The following is an 18,521-nucleotide window of genomic DNA, read 5'->3' on the forward strand; positions in this document are numbered from 1 at the left end:
CCTTTTCGACCTCAAGCTTGGCGTTTCAATTCAGCTTGCTGATATTGCCGTGGCCGGCCACCGAGCTGCTGACTTGCGGCGAACCGCGGTAGGCGATATCGCCAGAGCCGGCGATGGAAATCTTCAGCGTCTTGACCGCATACACGGTGGCGTTGCCGCTGCCGGCAATGCTGGCCCTGACCTCATCGGCCTGCAGCTCACGCGCATGCACGTCACCAGATCCGCCCACCGACAGGCTCAGGCTGCCAGTGCGGCCACTGGCCTTGACATCGCCGCTGCCACTGACCTGCACACCCAAACGGTCGCTGCTCAGGTCGACCAGATCAACTTCACCGGAGCCGCCAATGCTGACGTCGACCGAGGGAGTTTTCATCGCCTCGACCCGCACATCGCCCGATCCTGCGATGGCGATCATGCGCAGCTGCGCCACCTCAAGCGTGATCTGCGGCTCGGTTTTGCTGGACAGGCTAAAGCCCTTCTTAGGCGTAATCTCCAAGGTGCGGCCCTTGCTGCCCTCAACGACACGGGTTTCGATCAAGGGCAATAGATTCTTATCGGCCTTCAGCTCCAGCTTGGTTCCAGAGCCTTGGCGCACCAGCACCTTGAAAGAGCCCGCCAGGCTGATGCCATCAAAGGCACCCAAATCACGGACCTCGCTGACCACCTCGCCCGAGCCCTTGACCCGCTCGGACTTGCCCCAGCTCCAGGCCTGCGCCGTGGTCGCCAGGCTCAGACTGCCGATCAGGGCCAGCGCGGCAATGCGTCGATTCAACATGGTGGGAGATCTCCTGTGTGGGGCTGATGGGGCAATTGCAGCCATCATCGCGGCGATCCCCCCTGCTGCCTCAAGGCGAGCGACAGGATGCAGCGCGGGAGGGGCAGAAAGCAAAAAAGCCACGGCGAAGCGTCACCGTGGCTTGTCCCTGCTGGAGTCTCAATGGCCGCCGGCCTTGGGCTTGCTGTCCTTGGCGCCTTCTTTGGCTCCCTCTTTAGCGCCCTCTTTAGCTTTGGGCGGCGCTTCCTCTTCCTCATCACCCTTCGGCTTTACGGTCGAGGGGCGCGGCACGACCGGGGCCACACCCTCGATCTTGTTCTCGCGCATGTACTCGTCCATTTCCTTCCAGCCATTGAAGACGGCCGCCTTCTGGGCCTTCGGATTCAGCACATAGCAATCCTCAATGGCGCGCAGGGCATGGCGGCAAGCACTCCCGACCGCCTTGCCCTCGGCTTCCTTAGCCGCCATCACCTTGGCGGGGTCCTCGATACCCAATTGGTCGCAGCCCGCCAGCAAGGCAGCCAGCGACAACAGGGGCGGGAGCAGCAAGGAACGATGTGGCATCTTCATGCGGGTGATATCGGCGCCGACCCGTCGCTCTTGAGCGCAGCCCTGCATGGCCTCAGCGGCCCTGCGCCATGGCCATCAAACGATCCACCCGCTCTTCGGTGGCCGGATGGGTACTGAACAGACCCGCCAGGCCTTTGCCGGAGAGCGGATTCATGATCATCATCTGCGCCGTTTCAGGGTGGCGTTCGGCGCCTTCCATCGGGATGCGCTGGGCGAAATTGTGAATCTTGGTCAGGGCCGAGGCCAGCGCCTGCGGGTCACCCGAGATCTCGGCGCCACCACGGTCGGCCTCAAACTCACGCGCCCGGCTGATCGCCATCTGGATCACGCTGGCAGCCAGCGGCGCAAGAATCGCCACCAGCAGACCGACCAGCGGATTGCTGTGCCGGCCCTCGCTGTCGCGCCCGCCAAAAAACATGGCGAAATTCGCCAGCATCGAAATCGCGCCGGCCATCGTCGCACTGACGGTGCTGATCAAGATGTCGCGGTGCTTCACATGGGCCAACTCATGCGCCATCACGCCGCGCAACTCGGCCGAGGACAAGACCCGCATGATGCCGGTGGTGGCGGCGACCGCCGCATGCTCGGGGTTGCGGCCGGTGGCAAAGGCATTCGGCGCATCTTCATCAATGATGTAGACGCGCGGCATCGGCAGCTCGGCCTTGGCCGCCAGTTCCTTCACCATCGCGTAGTACTGTGGCGCCGAGGTCTCATCGACCTCACGTGCGTTGTACATCTTCAGCACCATCTGGTCTGAGAACCAGTAGCTGAAGAAGTTCATGCCCAGCGCGACCAGCAGCGCCAGCATCATGCCGCTCTGCCCGCCGATCATGCGCCCGAGCAGCATGAACAGCGCGGTGATTGCCGCCATCAGAACGGCGGTCTTCATCATATTGAACATCGAACTCTCCCCCATCGTGAGACGGATGGTAACGACAGATCAGATCGGGTCGTCGGGGTTGTTTTTCAAGGCCCGGGCGGGCGCGGCGCGGGCCCTCGCTCAGCTGCCGAATCGTCCACCCACCGCGATCGGTCGAGCCTGCAAAAAGGCCGCCGCGGGCAGACGCTTGCCGCCGGCACGCTGCAATTCCGTCAGCAACAGGGCCCGCTCGCCGCAAGCCACCAGCACACCGGACTCATCCGCCCGCAACACCGTGCCCGGCTCACCGGTGCCCTCGGCCACCACCCCGTGCCAGCATTTGATGGCTTCGCCATCGAGGCTGCTCAGTCCGCCCGGAAACGGGTCAAAAGCCCGCAGGCGGCGCGCAATCTGCGCGGCGTCCTGGCGCCAATCGATCTGCGCCTCAGCCTTTTCAATCTTGTGCGCGTAACTGATGCCTTCGGCCGGCTGCGGGGTAGCAGGCAAGGTTCCGCAACTACAGATCTCCAAGGCCTCGACGATCATGCGCCCCCCCAAGGTAGCCAGCTTGTCATGCAGGCGCGCGGTCGTATCGTCGGGCGCGATGGCCAGACGTTCGATCAGCAACATATCGCCGGTGTCCAGGCCCGCATCCATCTGCATGATGGTGATGCCGGTCTCGGCATCACCGGCCTCGATAGCTCGATGAATCGGCGCGGCGCCGCGCCAACGCGGCAACAGCGAGGCGTGGATATTCAGGCAACCCCGACGCGGCAGGTCGAGCACCCATTGCGGCAGGATCAGGCCGTAAGCGGCCACCACCATCACATCGGCATTGGCGTCCAGCAGCGCCTGGCGGGCCGCGGCAGCATCCTCCGGGTACTTGCCATCCAAGCGCAGGCTTTGTGGCTGAGCCACGGCAATGCCGTGTTGCAAGGCCAGTTGCTTGACCGGCGAGGCCTGCAGCTTCATGCCGCGGCCAGCCGGTCGATCGGGTTGACTCAGCACCAAGGGCACCGCGAAGCCGGCTTGCAACAAGGCGGCCAGGGCGGTGGCGGCGAACTCGGGAGTGCCGGCGAAAACGACGCGCATCGATTCAGTCATGGATTCAAGCAAGACCTGACCCTGCGGATCAGCGCTTGCGTCCCTCTTCTTCGCGGGTCTTCTTGACCATCTTGGTCTTGATGCGCTCACGCTTGAGCGGGCTCAAGTAGTCGACAAACACCTTGCCCATCAAATGATCCAACTCATGCTGAACGCAAACAGCCAATAGACCCTCGGCCTCGAACTCGTAGGCCAGGCCTTCGCGATCCAGCGCTCGCACGGTCACACGCGAGTGGCGCGGAATCTTGTCGTAGATTTGCGGCACCGACAGGCAGCCTTCTTCGCCCTCGGTGAATTCGGCGCTGGTCTTGACCAACTCCGGGTTGATCAAGACGCGTGGACTGTCGCGGTCTTCGGAAGTGTCCATGACGACCACACGCTCATGCACATCCACCTGGCTGGCCGCCAAGCCGACGCCCTCGGCCGCATACATGGTTTCCAGCATGTCATCGACCAATTGGCGGATGCGCTCGTCAACCTGCGCGACGGGCTTGGCCACGGTGTGCAGACGCGGATCGGGATATCGAAGAATATTCAGTTTCGCCATGGCTCTCGCGCTGTGGACTCGGCACAACGCCTGTTTGTAAGTGCTTGCAAGAGGGGTGAAAGCCCCCGTTATGTTCGTTGCGACGCCCTGTTTTTGGGGGCAGAATCGTCGCGACCCGGGGGGATTTTCGCCGAAGTGGCAAAACCCGGTCGGCCGCCGCCCAAACGGGGCGCCCATTCAATGCCATTTTCGTCCAACGTCCGCGCCCGGTTCTCGCCAACCGAGCGTCCAAACGACCCAGCCGGCCGCCTCCAGCGGCGCTAGAGAGTGCTCGATGCCTTTTTGTGAATGCCCGAAGAATCTGCCCCAGCATCCCGCCTCGGCTTGGCGTTTGCAGGCCGTCATGGCGACATTGCCGCTGGCCTTGTCGATGCTGAGCACGCCGAGTCTGGCGCAGACGGGCAACTACCCCATTACCGAACAGCAACGCGCCACCGCCAGCCAAGTCGCGCAGGCGGGTGTGCCTTTGAACGAACTGTCGCCAAATGCGCCCGAGACCTATACCGTCAAACGCGGTGACACGCTCTGGGACATCTCCAAGCTGTTCTTGACCAGTCCCTGGCGCTGGCCCGAGTTGTGGGGCATGAACCGCGAGCAGATCGCCAACCCCCACTTGATTTACCCCGGCCAAATGCTGGTCTTGGTGAAAAACAATGGTCGAGCACAGTTGCAAGTGGCACGCCCCGTCAGCAGTGCCGACTCGCCCATCAATGAGGACGGCAAGCTGTCGCCGCGCATCCGGGTCGCGCCATCGGATGAAAGCGGCATCGCCGCCATCCCTTTGAACCTGATCGAACCCTTTTTGAATGACGCGGTGGTCTTCGACACCGACGAATTGGCCACCGCACCGCGCATCGTTGCGACGACCGAGGGTCATGTCTTGCTCTCTCGCGGCGACCTCGCCTATGTGCGCGGCGAGTTGGGGCAGAACAATGACTTCCGGGTCTTCCGCAGCACCCGCCCCTTGGTCGACCCCAGCACCCGCGAAATTCTCGGCTACGAGGCGCCTTATCTGGGCACGGCGGAATTCATGCGCGCCGATCAGAGCCAGCAATTGGCCGATGGCAAGACCGAGATCGTGCCGGCCACCATCCGGATCAAGACAGTGCGTCAAGAAATCGGCGTGGGCGATCGACTCTCGCCCACCCCGCCGCGCAGCTTCTCACGCTACGTCCCCCATGCCCCCGCGACGCCGATGGCCGGCCAGATCATTTCGATCTATGGCGATGGCCTGCACGCCGGTCAAAACCAGATCGTCGCACTGAACCGGGGCAAGAACGACGGCATGGAGCGCGGCCATGTGCTGGCCCTGTGGCAACAGGGTCGGCGCGTGGTCGACAGCACCAGCGAGAAGCGCGAAGAGATGAAACTGCCGGATGAGCGCCACGGCGTGCTGTTCGTGTTCCAGGTCTATGCCCGCGTCTCCTATGCCCTGATCATCTCGGTCAAGGACCCCGTCAAGCCTGGGGACAGGTTCTCCCAGCCCTGAGCCGCCAGGGCCAGGTCTTGCCCGTCTTGGTAACCCATGCAGGCCCGCGAAGAATTGGCCGCATGGCTGCGGCTTCTTGAAACGCCGGGCATCGGGCTTGAAAGCGTCCGACGCCTGCTGAGCCGGCTGGGTACGCCACAAGATGTTTTCGATTGCCCTGGCGAGGCCTGGCAAGATCTGCTCGGCCCCAAACAGCGCTTGGCGCTAAGCCAGCCGCCAGCCCATTTAGAGCAGCAGCTGGACAAGACCTGGGCCTGGCTGCAAGCCGAGCCATCGCATCAACTACTGCTGCTGGGCGACCCCGACTACCCACCAGCGTTGCTACAGATTGCCGACCCACCGCTGCTGCTGTATCTGCACGGGCGCCGCGAGCTGCTGAGCCAACCCAGTCTGGCCATTGTGGGCAGCCGCAGCCCGACGGCCCAGGGCCGCGACAACGCCCGCCACTTCGGCCAAGCGCTGAGCGAAGCCGGGCTATGCATTGCTTCCGGACTGGCCTTGGGCATCGACGGCGCTGCGCATGAGGGCGCTTTGAAGGGCTCGGCCAAGACCATCGCCGTCTTGGGCACCGGCCTGGATCAGATCTACCCTAGCCGGCACCAAAAGCTGGCCCAACAGATTGCCGAGCAAGGCCTGCTGATCAGTGAATATGCGCTCGGCACGCCGCCTTTGCCGCCCAACTTTCCGCGCCGCAACCGCATCATCGCCGGGCATTCGCTGGGCTGCTTGGTGGTGGAGGCCGCCCTGCAATCCGGTTCGCTGATCACGGCAAGGCTGGCCAGCGAAGCCGGCCGCGAGGTGTTTGCCATCCCGGGCTCGATCCACTCCTCGCTCAGCCGCGGATGCCATGCCTTGATCCGCCAAGGCGCCAAGTTGGTGGAAGAGGCCCAAGACGTGCTGGACGAATTACCGAGCTTGTTGCCGAGGACCGGGGGGAAACACACCGAAACCGAGTCGCCGCCCGCCCTCGGCCGCCCCACCGAACACACGCAAGTGCTGGCCCTGATGGGCTTTGATCCGATCTCGCTGGACGCCTTGCAGCAGCGCGGCGGCTGGCCGGTGGCGGAGCTGAATGCCCTGCTGCTGCAACTCGAATTAGACGGCGCGGTGGCGCGGTTGGCCGGCCAGCTGTTTCAACGCCGGGGCTCGGCCTAGACCCTCGCTCTGCGGGCTTTCACCCCCACGGCGAGGGGCTTTTTCGCGCTTTCAGCGGCAAGGGCCTGGGTTATCATGAGCCCATGTTTGACGTGCTGGTCTACCTCTACGAAACCTATTGGCGTCCGGATGCCTGCCCGGATCACGCCCAGTTGACCCGCAAATTGTCGGCCGTTGGCTTTGAGCGTGACGAAATCCAGGAGGCCTTGTCCTGGCTGGATGGCTTGGCGGCCGGCGCTGCGTCCTACCATGGCGCTCAGGGCAGCCTGAGCCTGCGCGTCTATTCCGAAACCGAACTCGACCATCTGGGCGAACCCTCGGTGGGTTTCATCAGTTTCCTTGAATCGGCCGGCGTATTGCCACCGCCGATGCGCGAGATGGTGATCGACCGCGCCATGGCCATTCCTGGCGCCCCCATGGATCTGGAAGACCTGAAGATCATCGTGCTGATGGTGTTCTGGAGCCTGGGCGAAGAGCCCGATGCGCTGATCTTGGATGAGCTGTTTGTCGCTCCCGAAGATCGCTTGATCCACTGAGCGGCTTTCACCGGCGAGGTATCGGCCGGGCCACGCTCGAACGATCGCCCGCCGGCAAGCCGGCAAGCGATTAATTCAACAAACGTCCCGGATCAACGTCCAGCTTGGCCAGCGCATTGCGCGTGGCCTTCACCGTCAGCGACTCATCCTGAGCCGGCAAGAGCAAACCCGCCTGCAAGAAGGCGGCCATGCGTTTGAGCGGGAACAAGACGCCACGCCCACTGGCCGTCACAAACAAAGCCATCTGCCGGCGCGTCCCGCGCCAAGCCAGTTGCACGGCCTCGTTGCGGTTGCGGTAGTCGAGCATGTACCAGCCGCCCACTTGCAACTCGCGCGCCCAGGCCAGCATGGCCGGCGTTGGGTCTGAGCCGCCTCCGTCCACCACCTCCATCCCGTCCACCTCGTGGCCGGAGAGGTCGCGCACCATGGATTCGTCGATCTCGATTTCGTCGTCCGGCAGCATGGCCTCCAGTGTTTCCAACTGATCCATCAACTCTTCCAGACGCTCGCGCGGGATCTCGGCGCTCTTGGCGGTGAAGGCCGCTGCCAAAGCGTTGTTGAGAATCCGGATCTGCTCGTCTTGTTTGTCGGCAGCCAAGCCCGCTTGGCTCATGCCATCGCGCAGCGTTTTCAACAGCGGCGGCAGCCGCCTGATCACCTCGGCGCGCTCTTCGCGCGACACCTTGGCGCTGGCCGACCAGATCAGATCCGCCGCGGCGCGTTTCATCAGCCGCGTGGCCTCGGACTGAGCGCCGTCGCGTACCGCGGCCACCGCCAGCACATCGGCCCAGACATGGAACAAGAACTCACGCACACCGTCTTGTACCGGCACGGCATTGAGCATCTTGCGCAACTCGATCGTGTATTGAATCGCCAGCGTCTCGCGCTGTTCGACCTGCTGGGCCAGCGACACACCCAGGCGGCTGGCCTGGTTTTCATGCTCGAAATAGTTGTCAAGGAATTTGGCGAACTCGGTCAGCACGGTCTGAAACACGCGCCGGCCGGTGTCGGGATAGGCCTCAACCACCTGCACCACGCGCTTGATCTCGCGCTCGAGCGGGTCGCCACTGCCCGCGCTGGCGCCCGCATTGCTGCCGGCGCTGAAGCCCATCACGCAGGAACCCATGCGGTCGATCAGTTGACGAGCCGGATGGTCGGTGGTGGCAAAAAAGTCCGGCTCGCTCACCGCCACCCGCAGCACCGGCATCTGCAAGCGCGCAAACCACACCCGCACCGAAGCCGGGATGCGTTCTTCCATCAAGATGCTTTGGAACATCATCGCCACCAGTTCGATGGTGGCGCGTTCGGCCGGCGTGTCGGCCGCCTGCTTGAGCACTTGCTTGAAGGCCTGATTGCGGGCCCGCAAGTCTTCCAGCACCTGCGGCGCGGCCATCTCACCAGCCACCGCGGTTTGGGTGGGCGCGCGCTGCAGGGTTTCCTGCGCCTGCTTGATCGCGGCCGACAGGCGCTGGCCGGTCGGCCGGGCGGTCGCGGCTCCCATCAAGCCGGTGGCGGCCTTGGTGGGGTCCATGCGCGTGGCCGCGAATGAAGGGACCTGGCTGCCGACAATCTTTTGCAGCAGATGCAAGACTTCTTCGGCCTGGCTGCTGACCGGGCTGCGAGCCATCGCCGGAGACCCACTGGGCAAGCCAGACACGCCCGAGGACGCACGGATTTGCCCGGTCGTACGACCCTGGCCTTCGCTGCCATCACTGGCGCTGCTGCTATGACCCGCCCGGCGGATGAAGGGGCGCAAATCAACTTCGGGCAAAACGGCTTGGCCAATCAGCCAGCGGTTCACCTCGTGATAGGCCTCGCCCAGAATCTGCGCAAATTCCTCGTGCAGATCAGCGCGCAACATCTGCCATTCAGACACGCCCAGCCCACTGCGGGCCCAGGCGTCCAACACCAGCTTGGCCACCACATTGGCGCGCAGCAAATCGTGCGCTTGCAGATCGTCATGCTGTTCCAACTGCTGCAAACGGGTACGCAGGTCGGTGAACTCCCAGGTGGCCTTGTCCATCATGGCCAAGGCCAGGCGCGACGCGGTGATTTCACGCTCGATGATGTCATCATCGACCAAGGCCATCATCTCGCTATTGACCGGCGCCGAACTCGCGGCAGCCGAGCCGCCATGAGCGTCGATGATGCCGTAGACCGCGGCGTGGCGCAGGCCGCTGATCACACCCGCCTGCCAGGCCGGGCCATGCCGATTCCAGGACTGCACGCTATCGCGGCGCGCCACCATCACCGCATATTCGGCCGACTGCAAGAGCAGTTTGCCGGCGGCCTCATTGATCGCCTGCCCCAGACCCACCATGCCCTGCACCAGCGCATCGACGTAGATTCGCCGAGCCTGAGCGGCCAAGGCCTGGTTGCGCGCGTCGACGGTCATGGGTTCAAGAGGTCCTGGGCAGATTGAGCTTGATCTGGATGACTCTACACCACCGCCCCGGAGTTCGGATCATCCGGGTCGCCCTTGTTGGGCGCTGCCGTCACCAGATCTTCGCGCTTGACACCCAGCCACATGGCGATGGCGGCCGCCACAAAGACCGAGGAGTAAATACCGAACAAGATACCGATGGTCAGGGCCACTGCAAAGTAATGCAAAGTCGGGCCGCCGAAAATCAACATCGACAAGACCATCAGCTGGGTCGAGCCGTGAGTGATGATGGTGCGGCTCATGGTGCTGGTGATCGCGTGATCGATCACCTCTTGCGTGTTGAGCTTGCGGTACTTGCGGAAGGCTTCACGCACCCGGTCAAAGATCACCACCGACTCGTTCACCGAGTAGCCCAGCACGGCCAACACCGCCGCCAGCACCGAGAGCGAGAACTCCCACTGGAAGAAGGCGAAGAAGCCCAGAATGATGACCACGTCATGCAAGTTGGCGATGATGCCCGCCACCGCGAACTTCCACTCGAAGCGGAAGGCCAGGTAAATCATGATGCCGATGACGGTGACCAGCAGTGCCATGGCCGCGTCTGAAGCCAGTTCCGCTCCGACCGCCGGCCCCACCACTTCACTGCGCGACAGCTTGATGGGCTCTGCCCCCGCTGCATTGGTACAGACCTGCTTGCTGATGGCCTCGCCCTTGTCGCTGACGATCTGACGCTGGCTGATGCTGCCGCTCTCGGCCTTGCACAAGGCCCCAAAAACCATATCGACCTGCTCGGTCTGTTTGATGTCGGGGCGCAGCGGCAGACGGATCATCACATCGCGGGTGCTGCCGAAGTTCTGCACCTGGACTTCGCCGAAGCCGAGTTTCTCCACCAACTGACGCGTCTTCTCGATTTCGGCCGCTTGCGCGTACTCGGCCTCGATGACGGTACCGCCGGTGAATTCAATAGAGAAATGCAGCTGCCGAGTGATCAGGAAGAACACGGCTGCGGCGAAGGTGAGGAAGGAGATGACGTTGAAGATCAACGCATGCTTCATCAGCGGGAGATCCCGCTTGATACGGAAGAGTTCCATTTTTTCTCGACTCCCTAGGGCTTACTTGGCCGCAGGCTGTTCGGCCTCGGGTTCAGGTTTCCAGATCTGCCCGATCGACAGCGATTTGAGTTTCTTCTGACGGCCGTACCAAAGGTTAACCAAGGCGCGAGAGAACACCACCGAGGAGAACATCGAGGTCAAGATACCCAGGCAATGCACGATGGCAAAGCCCTTCACCGGACCCGAGCCGAAGGCTAGCAGCGCCAGGCCCGCGATCAAGGTGGTGACGTTGGAGTCCAGAATGGTGGCGAAGGCACGCTCGTAACCGACATTGATAGCCGCCTGTGGCGACATGCCGGCACGCAACTCCTCGCGGATGCGCTCATTGATCAGCACGTTGGAGTCAATCGCCATACCCAGCACCAGCGCAATCGCGGCAATGCCCGGCAGCGACAGCGTGGCCTGCAGCATGGACAAGACCGCCACCAACAGCAAGAGGTTGAAGCCCAGCGCCAGCGAAGAGAACACACCGAAGAGCATGTAGTAAATGCTCATGAAGATGGCCACGGCCACAAAGCCCCAGGTCACCGACAAGATGCCCTTCTCGATGTTTTCCTTGCCCAGGCTGGGGCCGACGGTCTTTTCTTCAATGATTTCCATCGGTGCGGCCAGGGAGCCGGCACGCAGCAGCAGCGCGGTGTCATTGGCTTCCTGGGTGCTCATAGCGCCCGAGATCTTGACGCGGCCGCCGCTGAGTTCGCTGCGGATCACCGGCGCCGTCACGACCTCGCCCTTGCCCTTCTCGAACAGGATTATGGCCATGCGCTTGCCAATGTTTTCGCGCGACATGTCCTTCATGATGCGGGCGCCCTTGGCGTCCAGCGTCAGGTCCACCGAAGGCTGATGGTTTTCATCAAAGCCGGGCTGCGCATCGGTCAGGTTCTCCCCGGTCAGCACCACCTGGCGCTTGACGATGATGGGGCCGTAGCCGCGGTCGATGAAACGCTCGGTACCGAAAGGCACCGGGCCGGAACCACCCAGCGCCGCTTGCGCTTCGGCGCCATCGTCCACCATGCGCAATTCCAACGTGGCGGTGCGGCCGATGATGTCCTTGGCCTTGGCGGTGTCTTGCACGCCAGGCAATTGCACGACCACGCGGTCGCGACCTTGCTTTTGGATCACCGGCTCAGCCACGCCGAGTTCGTTGACGCGGTTGTGCAAGGTGGTGATGTTTTGGTTCAGCGCCGCGTCTTGAACGGCGATTTCGGCCTTGGGCTTGAGGGTGCCGGTCAAGCGCAGATCCAGCCCTGCATTGCTGGGAACCCACTGCACATCGGGCAACTGGCCACTCAGGACATCCTCGGCTTGCTTGCGCACCGCTTCTTCACGGAAGGCGATCACCACCGCATTGCCATCGCGGCTGATGCCGGCGTGGCGGATGTTCTTGTCGCGCAGCATGGTGCGCGCATCGCCGGTCAGCGACTCGGCCTTCTTGGTCAGCGCGGACTTCATGTCCACCTGCATCAAAAAGTGCACGCCGCCGCGCAGATCCAGACCCAAATACATGGGGAAGGCATGCAGCTTGGACAACCACTGCGGCGAGCGCGACAGCAGATTCAAAGCGACGATGTAAGACGGTTCGGCCGGATCGGCGTTGATGGCCTTGTTGATCGCGTCTTTGGCCTTGATCTGGGTGTCCAGATCACCAAACCGGGCCTTGATGGAGTTGCCTTCCAACTGCACGAAGTCGGGCTTGATCTGGGCATCGGCCAGCGCCTTTTCGATACGCGCGCTCAGGGCGTCATCGACCTTCATGGTGACCTTGGCGCTAGACACCTGCACGGCCGGCGCTTCGCCGAACACATTGGGCAGGGTGTAGACAATGCCGATCAGCAAAGCGAGCACCAGGATCGCGTACTTCCACAGCGGATAACGGTTCATAGGAACATCCTCTCAGGCCCGGCATGGGCAAACCGGCGCCCGCTCAGGCGCCGGTTTCTAGTGGCCGGGGTGCCGCCCATCCGACTGGCGGCTTGGGGCGGCTTGGCAAAAATGCCGAATCTACGCTTGGCTTATGACTTGATGGTGCCCTTGGGCAACACCTGAACCACCGCACCACGCTGCACTTGCAACTCAACACCTGCGGCGACTTCCAGCGTCAGATAGCTCTCGCCCACCTTGCTGATCTTGCCCAGCAGACCGCCGGAAGTGACGACCTCGTCGCCCTTGGCGATGGCGTCGATCATGGCCTTGTGCTCCTTTTGACGCTTCATTTGCGGGCGAATCATCACAAAGTACAGCACCACAAACATCAAGACCAGCGGCAACATGCTCAACAGGCTGGACTCAGCACCACCGGCAGCGGCCGGGGCGGCCTGGGCAAAAGCATTGGAAATAAACACAGCAAATCCCTTTGGAATGAAAACGTCGCCCAGCGCAACCGGTCTTGCGACCCGAACGCAGCGGACGAACAAGCGGCGGATTGTAAGCGCCAGGGCCTAGAGCACTCGATCACCCCCGGCCCCCGACTTACCCGCAGCTATCTGGGGTTGACAGCGCGGCTTAGCAAGGCTATCGTTAAATATATTAACGGCATACCAACGGAGAAACCATGCAAATCAAGCCCCTGCCCCAAGCCCGCCCCGGACTGCCACGCTGGAAGGGCATCTTCCCGGCCGTGACCTCCAAATTCAAGCCCAACGAGGACCTTGATGTGGCCGAGATGGAGCGCCATTTTGAATTCTTGATCGCCAACGGCGTGGACGGCCTGGTCACCGGCGGCTCGCTGGGCGAGGCCAGCACGCTGTCGCTGGAAGAAAAGCTCGAAGTCGCCGCCACCGCGGTGCGCGTGTCGGCGGGCCGCGTGCCGGTCCTGGCCAATGTGTCGGAAACCAGCACCCGCAATGCGCTGCGCTATGTCGAAGGCGCCAACCGCATCGGCGTGCAGGGCCTGATGTTGATGCCCGCCGTGCTCTACCCGGCCGACACCCGTGAAGCCATCACCAATGTGCGCACCATCGCCGACGCCGCGCAACTGCCGGTGATGATCTACAACAACCCGGTGTCCTACCGCGTCGACCTCAAGCCGGAAGACATGGTGGAGTTGGCCGACTGCGAATGGTTGGTGGCCATCAAGGAGTCCACCGACAACATCCGCCGCGTCACCGATCTGCGCAATACAGTGGGCAGCCGCTACCAACTCTTCATTGGCGTCGATGACTTGAGCTTCGAAGCGCTGGCTCTGGGTTGCGACGGCCTGCTGGCCGGCCTGTGCACCGCCTTCCCGGCCGAGACCGTGGCCATCTACAAGCTGATGCAAGCCAAGCGCTATGACGAAGCGCTGAAGATTTATCAGTGGTTCATGCCTCTGCTGCACCTGGATGTGAGCGCCAAGCTGGTGCAAAACATCAAGCTGGCCGAGACCATGGCCGGCGTCGGCAACGAAAACGTGCGCCGCCCCCGCCTGCCTCTGGTTGGCGCCGAGCGTGAGCGCGTCATGGCCATCATCCAACACGGCCTGGACACACGCCCCGACCTCAGCCGCCTGTTCTGAGCGCCGCGCTGAGCCAAACCGGTGTAAGCCCGGGCCGTCACGGCGGTCCGGGCCTGCGATGATGTGCCCATGAAGAAAACCGCTGAACTCTCGGCCGCTTCCAAGGCCACGTCCAAGGCGCTGGCCAAGTTGCCTGCCAAGGAGCCCATCACCGCAGGCGAACCCGACAAGCGCCGTTTTGCCGACCAGGCCTATGACACGCTGGAGTCGATGATCTCGACGCTGGCCCTGCGTCCCGGCGCGCCTATCGTCGAAGCGGAGCTGATCGAACACACCGGCCTGGGGCGCACCCCCACCCGCGAGGCCTTGATGCGCCTGGTGGCTTGCGGCCTGATCGTGCAACAGCCGCGTCGCGGCCTGCTGGTCAGCGACATCCGCTTGGCCGAGCACCTCGACCTGCTGGAAGCCCGCCGTGTGCTCGAGCGTTTGATCGCCTCGACCTCGGCACGCCGTGCCACACCGCAGCAGCGGCAAGACTTGATGAGTTGCGCGCAAGCGATGCAGGCTGCCAGCAACGCCACCGATCTGGGCGCCTATATGGCCGCCGACCAGGCGCTCGACCATGTCAATCATGCGGCCTGCCGCAACCCGTTCGCAGTGGCCGCCGTCATTCCGATGGCGATCCAATGCCGTCGCTTCTGGTACGCCTATCAGCACCAGGGCGATATGAATGAAGGCGCGCGCTGCCACCTGGCCCTGGCCCAAGCGATTGCCGACGGCGAACCGGCCGCGGCCGCTGAAGCCTCGGACGCCCTGATGGACTATTTGCGCGCCTATGCCCAGGCGGTCATCGCCTGAACCCTTGACCCCATTCACCGCGCCACAGCCATGCGATTTATTGACTCTCACACCGGCGGCGAGCCGACCCGTATCCTGATCGACGGCGGCCCGGACCTCGGCTCGGGCAGCATGGCCGAACGCCTGAACCGGATGCGCGAGCAGCACGACGGCTGGCGCAGCGCCCTCGTCAACGAACCGCGCGGCTCCGATGTGTTGGTCGGCGCGCTGCTGTGCGCACCGGTCGACCCGGCCAATGCCTGCGGTGTGATTTTCTTCAACAATGTCGGCTACCTGGGCATGTGCGGCCACGGCACCATTGGCCTGGTGGCCACGCTGGCCTATTTGGGCCGCATTGCCCCCGGCGAACACCGCATTGAAACCCCGGTGGGCGTGGTCACGGCCCGCCTTGCGGCCGACGGCGGCGTGACAGTGGCGAATGTGCCGTCCTACCGCTATGCCAAAGCCGTGGCGGTCGAGGTACCGGGCCATGGCCGCGTGCACGGCGACGTGGCCTGGGGTGGCAATTGGTTCTTCCTCTGTGAGGACCATGGCCTACCACTGAATCTGGCGCACGCCGAAGCCTTGACCGATCTGTCCTGGCGCATCCGCCAGGCGCTGCAGGCCCAAGGCATCAGCGGTGCCGACGGCCAGGAGATCGACCACATCGAATTGATGGGCCCAGCACAAGACGCCGCCAACCATGGCCGCAACTTCGTGCTCTGCCCCGGCAAGGCCTATGACCGCTCGCCCTGCGGCACCGGCACCAGCGCCAAGATCGCTTGTCTGGCGGCCGCGGAAAAGCTGGCTCCGGGGCAGGTATGGCGCCAGGAAAGCGTCATCGGCAGCGTCTTCGAAGCCAGCTACCGCATTGATGACAAGACTGCGACCCCGGGCCATATCCTGCCCTCGATCTCCGGCCGCGCCTTTGTCAATATGGACGCCACGCTGGTGTTCCAGCCCGGCGATCCTTTTGCCTGGGGCATTGGGCGGGACGCCAGCACGGGCCAGCCGACTTGACCGCCGCCGCGCTGCAGCAGCGCCGCACGGCCGATGTCTTGATCGTCGGCGCCGGCATCATTGGCGCTGCCTGCGCGCGCGCTTTTGCTCGCCAAGGCCTGTCGGTGGCCGTGATTGAGCCCGCCGCACTGGGCGGTGGCGCCACGGCGGCCTCGATGGGCCACTTGCTGATCGTCGATGACGAAGCCGGCGGTGCTGACGCCGAATTCAAGCTGACACAGCGCAGCCAGCAGCTCTGGGCCGATTGGCTCGCACAAGCCCCCCAGCACGCCGAACAAGTCGAGCACCTGCGCTGCGGCACGCTCTGGATCGCAGCCGACGAGGAGGAGCTCGCGCTGGCCGAACGCAAGCAGGCCTGGTACCAAGCCCGTGGCATGGCGGCCGAAATGCTCAACAGTGCCCAACTGGCGCACGCCGAACCGATGCTGCGGCCCGGCCTGAGCGGCGCCTTGCATGTGCCCGCAGACGCCCGCGTCTACCCACCCAAGGTGGTGGCACGCTGGCTGGAGGAGGCGCGCGCCCACATCATCACCGGCGAGGTGATCAGCTTCGATGGCGCCAGTGTGAGCTTGAGCGATGGCCGCCAACTATGGGGCGCCATGACCGTGCTGTGCGCCGGTCTGGCCAGCCAGCGCTGGTTGCCCGAGGGCTGGTTGCTCCCCAAAAAAGGCCATCTGGCCATCACCCAGCGCGGCCCGCAAGCCGTGCATCACCAACTGGTGGAGCTGGGCTATATCAAGAAGGCCCATGTGCTGGACGCCGACACGGTGTCCTTCAATGTGCAGCCGCGCCCGGGCGGGCAGCTGTTCATCGGCTCCTCGCGCCAATTGGGCGCGCAAGCTTGCGCCGATCGCGCGCTCGACCCGCTGATGCTGAAACAAATGCTCGGCCTGGCTTGCGACTACATGCCTGCCCTGGCCGAGTTGAGCTTGCTGCGCTGCTGGACCGGCGTGCGCCCAGCCAGCCGCGACGGCCAGCCGCTGATCGGCGCCCACCCCGAACTGCCTCGGGTATGGCTGGCCTGCGGCCACGAAGGCCTAGGCATCACCACCTCCTTGGCCACGGCTGAATTGCTGGCTGAGTTGGCCCTGGGCCACAGTACGACATTGGACCCCGGCGCTTTTTCACCGGCGCGCTTCGCATGATTTCGACCATCCGCCTTCATATCAACGGCAAAACCTGCCAAGTCCCTGCCGGCGGCACCGTGGCCGCCGCGCTGGCCCACGCCGGTCTGGCCGGCACGCGCCGCTCCGTCAGCGGCCAGCCCCGTGCGGCTTTTTGCGGCATGGGTCAGTGTCAGGAATGCCGAGTCAGCATCGACGGCGTGCCGCATCGTTTGGCCTGCCTGACGCCGACGCTCGACGGCATGCGGATCGAGACCGAAGCATGAACGCACATCTGCTTGCCGATGTGATCATCGTTGGCGCCGGACCGGCCGGCATATCGGCCGTGACGCAATTGCTCCGCGCCCAGCGGCGCGTGATTTGGATTGACCAAGGACTGCGCCCCGGCGGCCAGATTTGGCGTGCCGGGCCGCCGAAACCCTGGGCCGATGCACTGAACCAGGCGCGCAGCAATCCGCTGCTGCAATTGCTCAGCGGCCACGCGGTGATTGCCGCGGAGGGCCGTGACGGCGAAGGCTACCGGCTGCGCCTGCAAAACCTGCAAGCGCCGGGCTCGGGCGGCATCCTGGTGCAGGCGCCGCAACTGCTCTTGGCCTTGGGCGCACGCGAGCGCTTCTTGCCCTTTCCGGGCTGGACGCTGCCCGGCGTCAGTGGCGCCGGCGGCCTGCAAGCCTTGATCAAAAACGGTTGGCCGATCGCAGGCAAGCGGGTCGTGCTGGCCGGCTCCGGCCCCTTGCTGCTGGCCTCGGCCGACACGGCAATGGCCGCCGGCGCCAAGGTGATGCTGCTGGCCGAACAGGCGCCACGCACGGCATTGGCCCGCTTCGGCGCCCGCCTGCCGCTGGCCAAGCTCGGCCAGGCCGCCGGTCTCGCTTGGCGCTTGCGCGGCATGCCCTACCGGCCCGGCACATGGGTCACACGTGCGCTCGGCGATGCCAAGGTCGAGGCCGTGCAACTGAGCAATGGTCTGCGCCAATGGGAGCTGCCCTGCGATGCACTGGGCGTCGGCTATGGCCTGCTGCCGAACACCGAGTTGGCGGAACTATTGGGCTGCCGCATCGAGGCCGGGGCCATCGCAGTGGACGGCGATCAGCAATGCTCCTTGCCCGGCGTATTTGCGGGCGGCGAATGCACCGGCATCGGCGGGGTCGACAAGGCCTTGGCCGAAGGCCATATCGCGGCGCTGCGAATGCTGGACCAAGCCACCGCACACCTGGCGCGCCGGCACCGCCAGACGCAACGCTTCGCCGCCAATCTCCAAGTCAGTTTTGCCCTGCGTCCCGAGTTGCTGCAATTGGCCGATGCGAAGACCTTGGTCTGCCGCTGCGAAGACGTGAGTCTGGGTGAATTGAAGAGCCAGCGCAGTTGGCGTGATGCGAAGTTGCAAACACGCTGCGGCATGGGCGCCTGCCAGGGAAGAATTTGTGGTCCTATTACCGAAAGCCTGTTGGCTTGGCCCCAGGCCAGCAGCGCTCGTGGCCTGCGCGCCCCTCTACAGCCGGCGCCGCTGCGTTGCCTGCTGGATGAATGAGTCGATCGACGCAGGCCGATTGACCCACGCCGTCATCGGCGCGTCA

18 protein-coding genes are annotated in these 18,521 nt (G+C 64.0%); 9 read left to right on the forward strand and 9 right to left on the reverse strand.

The window, feature by feature from the left end:
• Positions 1-25 precede the first annotated feature (25 nt).
• The 5 genes from WG899_RS00705 to def all read right to left on the reverse strand — a co-directional run bounded on the left by WG899_RS00705 (position 26) and on the right by def (position 3,855).
• A complete protein-coding gene (locus WG899_RS00705; RefSeq protein WP_339593701.1) occupies positions 26-775 on the reverse strand; it encodes a head GIN domain-containing protein in 750 nt (249 codons plus the stop codon).
• A gap of 159 nt (positions 776-934) precedes the next feature.
• Entirely contained in the window at positions 935-1,345 is a 411-nt protein-coding gene (locus WG899_RS00710; protein ID WP_339593702.1) for a hypothetical protein, read from the reverse strand.
• A gap of 52 nt (positions 1,346-1,397) precedes the next feature.
• Complete coding sequence (htpX, locus tag WG899_RS00715) at positions 1,398-2,246, reverse strand: zinc metalloprotease HtpX (protein WP_339593703.1); 849 nt, start codon at positions 2,244-2,246, stop codon at positions 1,398-1,400.
• A 99-nt stretch (positions 2,247-2,345) separates the two neighbouring features.
• On the reverse strand, positions 2,346-3,296 hold the full coding sequence (gene fmt, locus WG899_RS00720) for a methionyl-tRNA formyltransferase (protein WP_339593704.1): 951 nt from the start codon (positions 3,294-3,296) through the stop codon (positions 2,346-2,348).
• 40 nt (positions 3,297-3,336) lie between these two features.
• The gene (gene def / locus WG899_RS00725) at positions 3,337-3,855 is read right to left on the reverse strand and encodes a peptide deformylase (RefSeq protein WP_339593705.1); all 519 of its coding nucleotides are present in this window, start codon (positions 3,853-3,855) and stop codon (positions 3,337-3,339) included.
• Between the two features lie 343 nt (positions 3,856-4,198).
• On the opposite strand from def, the gene WG899_RS00730 reads away from it, so the two are divergent.
• The 3 genes from WG899_RS00730 to WG899_RS00740 all read left to right on the forward strand — a co-directional run bounded on the left by WG899_RS00730 (position 4,199) and on the right by WG899_RS00740 (position 7,035).
• Positions 4,199-5,344: a LysM peptidoglycan-binding domain-containing protein gene (locus WG899_RS00730; protein WP_444718807.1), complete on the forward strand. Its 1,146-nt coding sequence runs from the start codon at positions 4,199-4,201 to the stop codon at positions 5,342-5,344.
• 36 nt (positions 5,345-5,380) lie between these two features.
• Complete coding sequence (gene dprA, locus WG899_RS00735) at positions 5,381-6,499, forward strand: DNA-processing protein DprA (protein ID WP_339593707.1); 1,119 nt, start codon at positions 5,381-5,383, stop codon at positions 6,497-6,499.
• Positions 6,500-6,582: 83 nt separating this feature from the next.
• Positions 6,583-7,035: a Smg family protein gene (locus WG899_RS00740; RefSeq protein ID WP_339593708.1), complete on the forward strand. Its 453-nt coding sequence runs from the start codon at positions 6,583-6,585 to the stop codon at positions 7,033-7,035.
• A gap of 70 nt (positions 7,036-7,105) precedes the next feature.
• Here the strand turns inward: WG899_RS00740 and WG899_RS00745 are convergent, their stop codons facing one another.
• The 4 genes from WG899_RS00745 to yajC form a co-directional block, all read right to left on the reverse strand.
• On the reverse strand, positions 7,106-9,430 hold the full coding sequence (locus WG899_RS00745; RefSeq protein WP_339593709.1) for a DUF1631 family protein: 2,325 nt from the start codon (positions 9,428-9,430) through the stop codon (positions 7,106-7,108).
• Positions 9,431-9,474: 44 nt separating this feature from the next.
• Positions 9,475-10,509 (reverse strand): protein translocase subunit SecF, encoded by a 1,035-nt coding sequence (secF, locus tag WG899_RS00750; protein ID WP_339593710.1) that lies wholly within the window; start codon positions 10,507-10,509, stop codon positions 9,475-9,477.
• A 21-nt stretch (positions 10,510-10,530) separates the two neighbouring features.
• Complete coding sequence (secD, locus tag WG899_RS00755; RefSeq protein WP_339593711.1) at positions 10,531-12,411, reverse strand: protein translocase subunit SecD; 1,881 nt, start codon at positions 12,409-12,411, stop codon at positions 10,531-10,533.
• Between the two features lie 131 nt (positions 12,412-12,542).
• The gene (gene yajC, locus WG899_RS00760; protein ID WP_263538278.1) at positions 12,543-12,872 is read right to left on the reverse strand and encodes a preprotein translocase subunit YajC; all 330 of its coding nucleotides are present in this window, start codon (positions 12,870-12,872) and stop codon (positions 12,543-12,545) included.
• Between the two features lie 209 nt (positions 12,873-13,081).
• Here yajC and WG899_RS00765 point away from each other — a divergent pair, with 209 nt between their 5' ends.
• The 6 genes from WG899_RS00765 (at position 13,082) to WG899_RS00790 (ending at position 18,475) form a co-directional block, all read left to right on the forward strand.
• On the forward strand, positions 13,082-14,023 hold the full coding sequence (locus WG899_RS00765; protein WP_339593712.1) for a dihydrodipicolinate synthase family protein: 942 nt from the start codon (positions 13,082-13,084) through the stop codon (positions 14,021-14,023).
• Between the two features lie 69 nt (positions 14,024-14,092).
• On the forward strand, positions 14,093-14,821 hold the full coding sequence (locus WG899_RS00770; protein ID WP_339593713.1) for a GntR family transcriptional regulator: 729 nt from the start codon (positions 14,093-14,095) through the stop codon (positions 14,819-14,821).
• A 30-nt stretch (positions 14,822-14,851) separates the two neighbouring features.
• The gene (locus WG899_RS00775; protein ID WP_339593714.1) at positions 14,852-15,820 is read left to right on the forward strand and encodes a proline racemase family protein; all 969 of its coding nucleotides are present in this window, start codon (positions 14,852-14,854) and stop codon (positions 15,818-15,820) included.
• Positions 15,817-16,965: an NAD(P)/FAD-dependent oxidoreductase gene (locus WG899_RS00780; RefSeq protein WP_339593715.1), complete on the forward strand. Its 1,149-nt coding sequence runs from the start codon at positions 15,817-15,819 to the stop codon at positions 16,963-16,965. Before WG899_RS00775 ends, WG899_RS00780 begins: the two co-directional genes overlap by 4 nt.
• Positions 16,962-17,210, forward strand: a complete 249-nt coding sequence (locus WG899_RS00785) for a (2Fe-2S)-binding protein (RefSeq protein ID WP_339593716.1) — start codon at positions 16,962-16,964, stop codon at positions 17,208-17,210. Before WG899_RS00780 ends, WG899_RS00785 begins: the two co-directional genes overlap by 4 nt.
• Complete coding sequence (locus WG899_RS00790) at positions 17,207-18,475, forward strand: FAD-dependent oxidoreductase (RefSeq protein WP_339593717.1); 1,269 nt, start codon at positions 17,207-17,209, stop codon at positions 18,473-18,475. The genes WG899_RS00785 and WG899_RS00790 overlap by 4 nt, the downstream gene beginning before the upstream one ends.
• The last annotated feature ends 46 nt before the right edge of the window (positions 18,476-18,521 follow it).

Source organism: Paucibacter hankyongi (assembly GCF_037482915.1).
Lineage (GTDB): Bacteria > Pseudomonadota > Gammaproteobacteria > Burkholderiales > Burkholderiaceae_C > Paucibacter_A > Paucibacter_A hankyongi.

Bases quoted from the DNA above. Each gene is read 5' to 3' on its own strand.
- htpX (WP_339593703.1), bottom strand. From the start codon at position 2,246: ATGTTCAATATGATGAAGACCGCCGTTCTGATGGCGGCAATCACCGCG.
- WG899_RS00765 (WP_339593712.1), top strand. From the start codon at position 13,082: ATGCAAATCAAGCCCCTGCCCCAAGCCCGCCCCGGACTGCCACGCTGG.
- WG899_RS00790 (WP_339593717.1), top strand. From the start codon at position 17,207: ATGAACGCACATCTGCTTGCCGATGTGATCATCGTTGGCGCCGGACCG.
- secF (WP_339593710.1), bottom strand. From the start codon at position 10,509: ATGGAACTCTTCCGTATCAAGCGGGATCTCCCGCTGATGAAGCATGCG.
- fmt (WP_339593704.1), bottom strand. From the start codon at position 3,296: ATGCGCGTCGTTTTCGCCGGCACTCCCGAGTTCGCCGCCACCGCCCTG.
- WG899_RS00705 (WP_339593701.1), bottom strand. From the start codon at position 775: ATGTTGAATCGACGCATTGCCGCGCTGGCCCTGATCGGCAGTCTGAGC.
- secD (WP_339593711.1), bottom strand. From the start codon at position 12,411: ATGAACCGTTATCCGCTGTGGAAGTACGCGATCCTGGTGCTCGCTTTG.
- WG899_RS00745 (WP_339593709.1), bottom strand. From the start codon at position 9,430: ATGACCGTCGACGCGCGCAACCAGGCCTTGGCCGCTCAGGCTCGGCGA.
- WG899_RS00710 (WP_339593702.1), bottom strand. From the start codon at position 1,345: ATGAAGATGCCACATCGTTCCTTGCTGCTCCCGCCCCTGTTGTCGCTG.
- WG899_RS00740 (WP_339593708.1), top strand. From the start codon at position 6,583: ATGTTTGACGTGCTGGTCTACCTCTACGAAACCTATTGGCGTCCGGAT.
- WG899_RS00770 (WP_339593713.1), top strand. From the start codon at position 14,093: ATGAAGAAAACCGCTGAACTCTCGGCCGCTTCCAAGGCCACGTCCAAG.
- def (WP_339593705.1), bottom strand. From the start codon at position 3,855: ATGGCGAAACTGAATATTCTTCGATATCCCGATCCGCGTCTGCACACC.
- dprA (WP_339593707.1), top strand. From the start codon at position 5,381: ATGCAGGCCCGCGAAGAATTGGCCGCATGGCTGCGGCTTCTTGAAACG.
- WG899_RS00730 (WP_444718807.1), top strand. From the start codon at position 4,199: ATGGCGACATTGCCGCTGGCCTTGTCGATGCTGAGCACGCCGAGTCTG.
- WG899_RS00775 (WP_339593714.1), top strand. From the start codon at position 14,852: ATGCGATTTATTGACTCTCACACCGGCGGCGAGCCGACCCGTATCCTG.
- WG899_RS00785 (WP_339593716.1), top strand. From the start codon at position 16,962: ATGATTTCGACCATCCGCCTTCATATCAACGGCAAAACCTGCCAAGTC.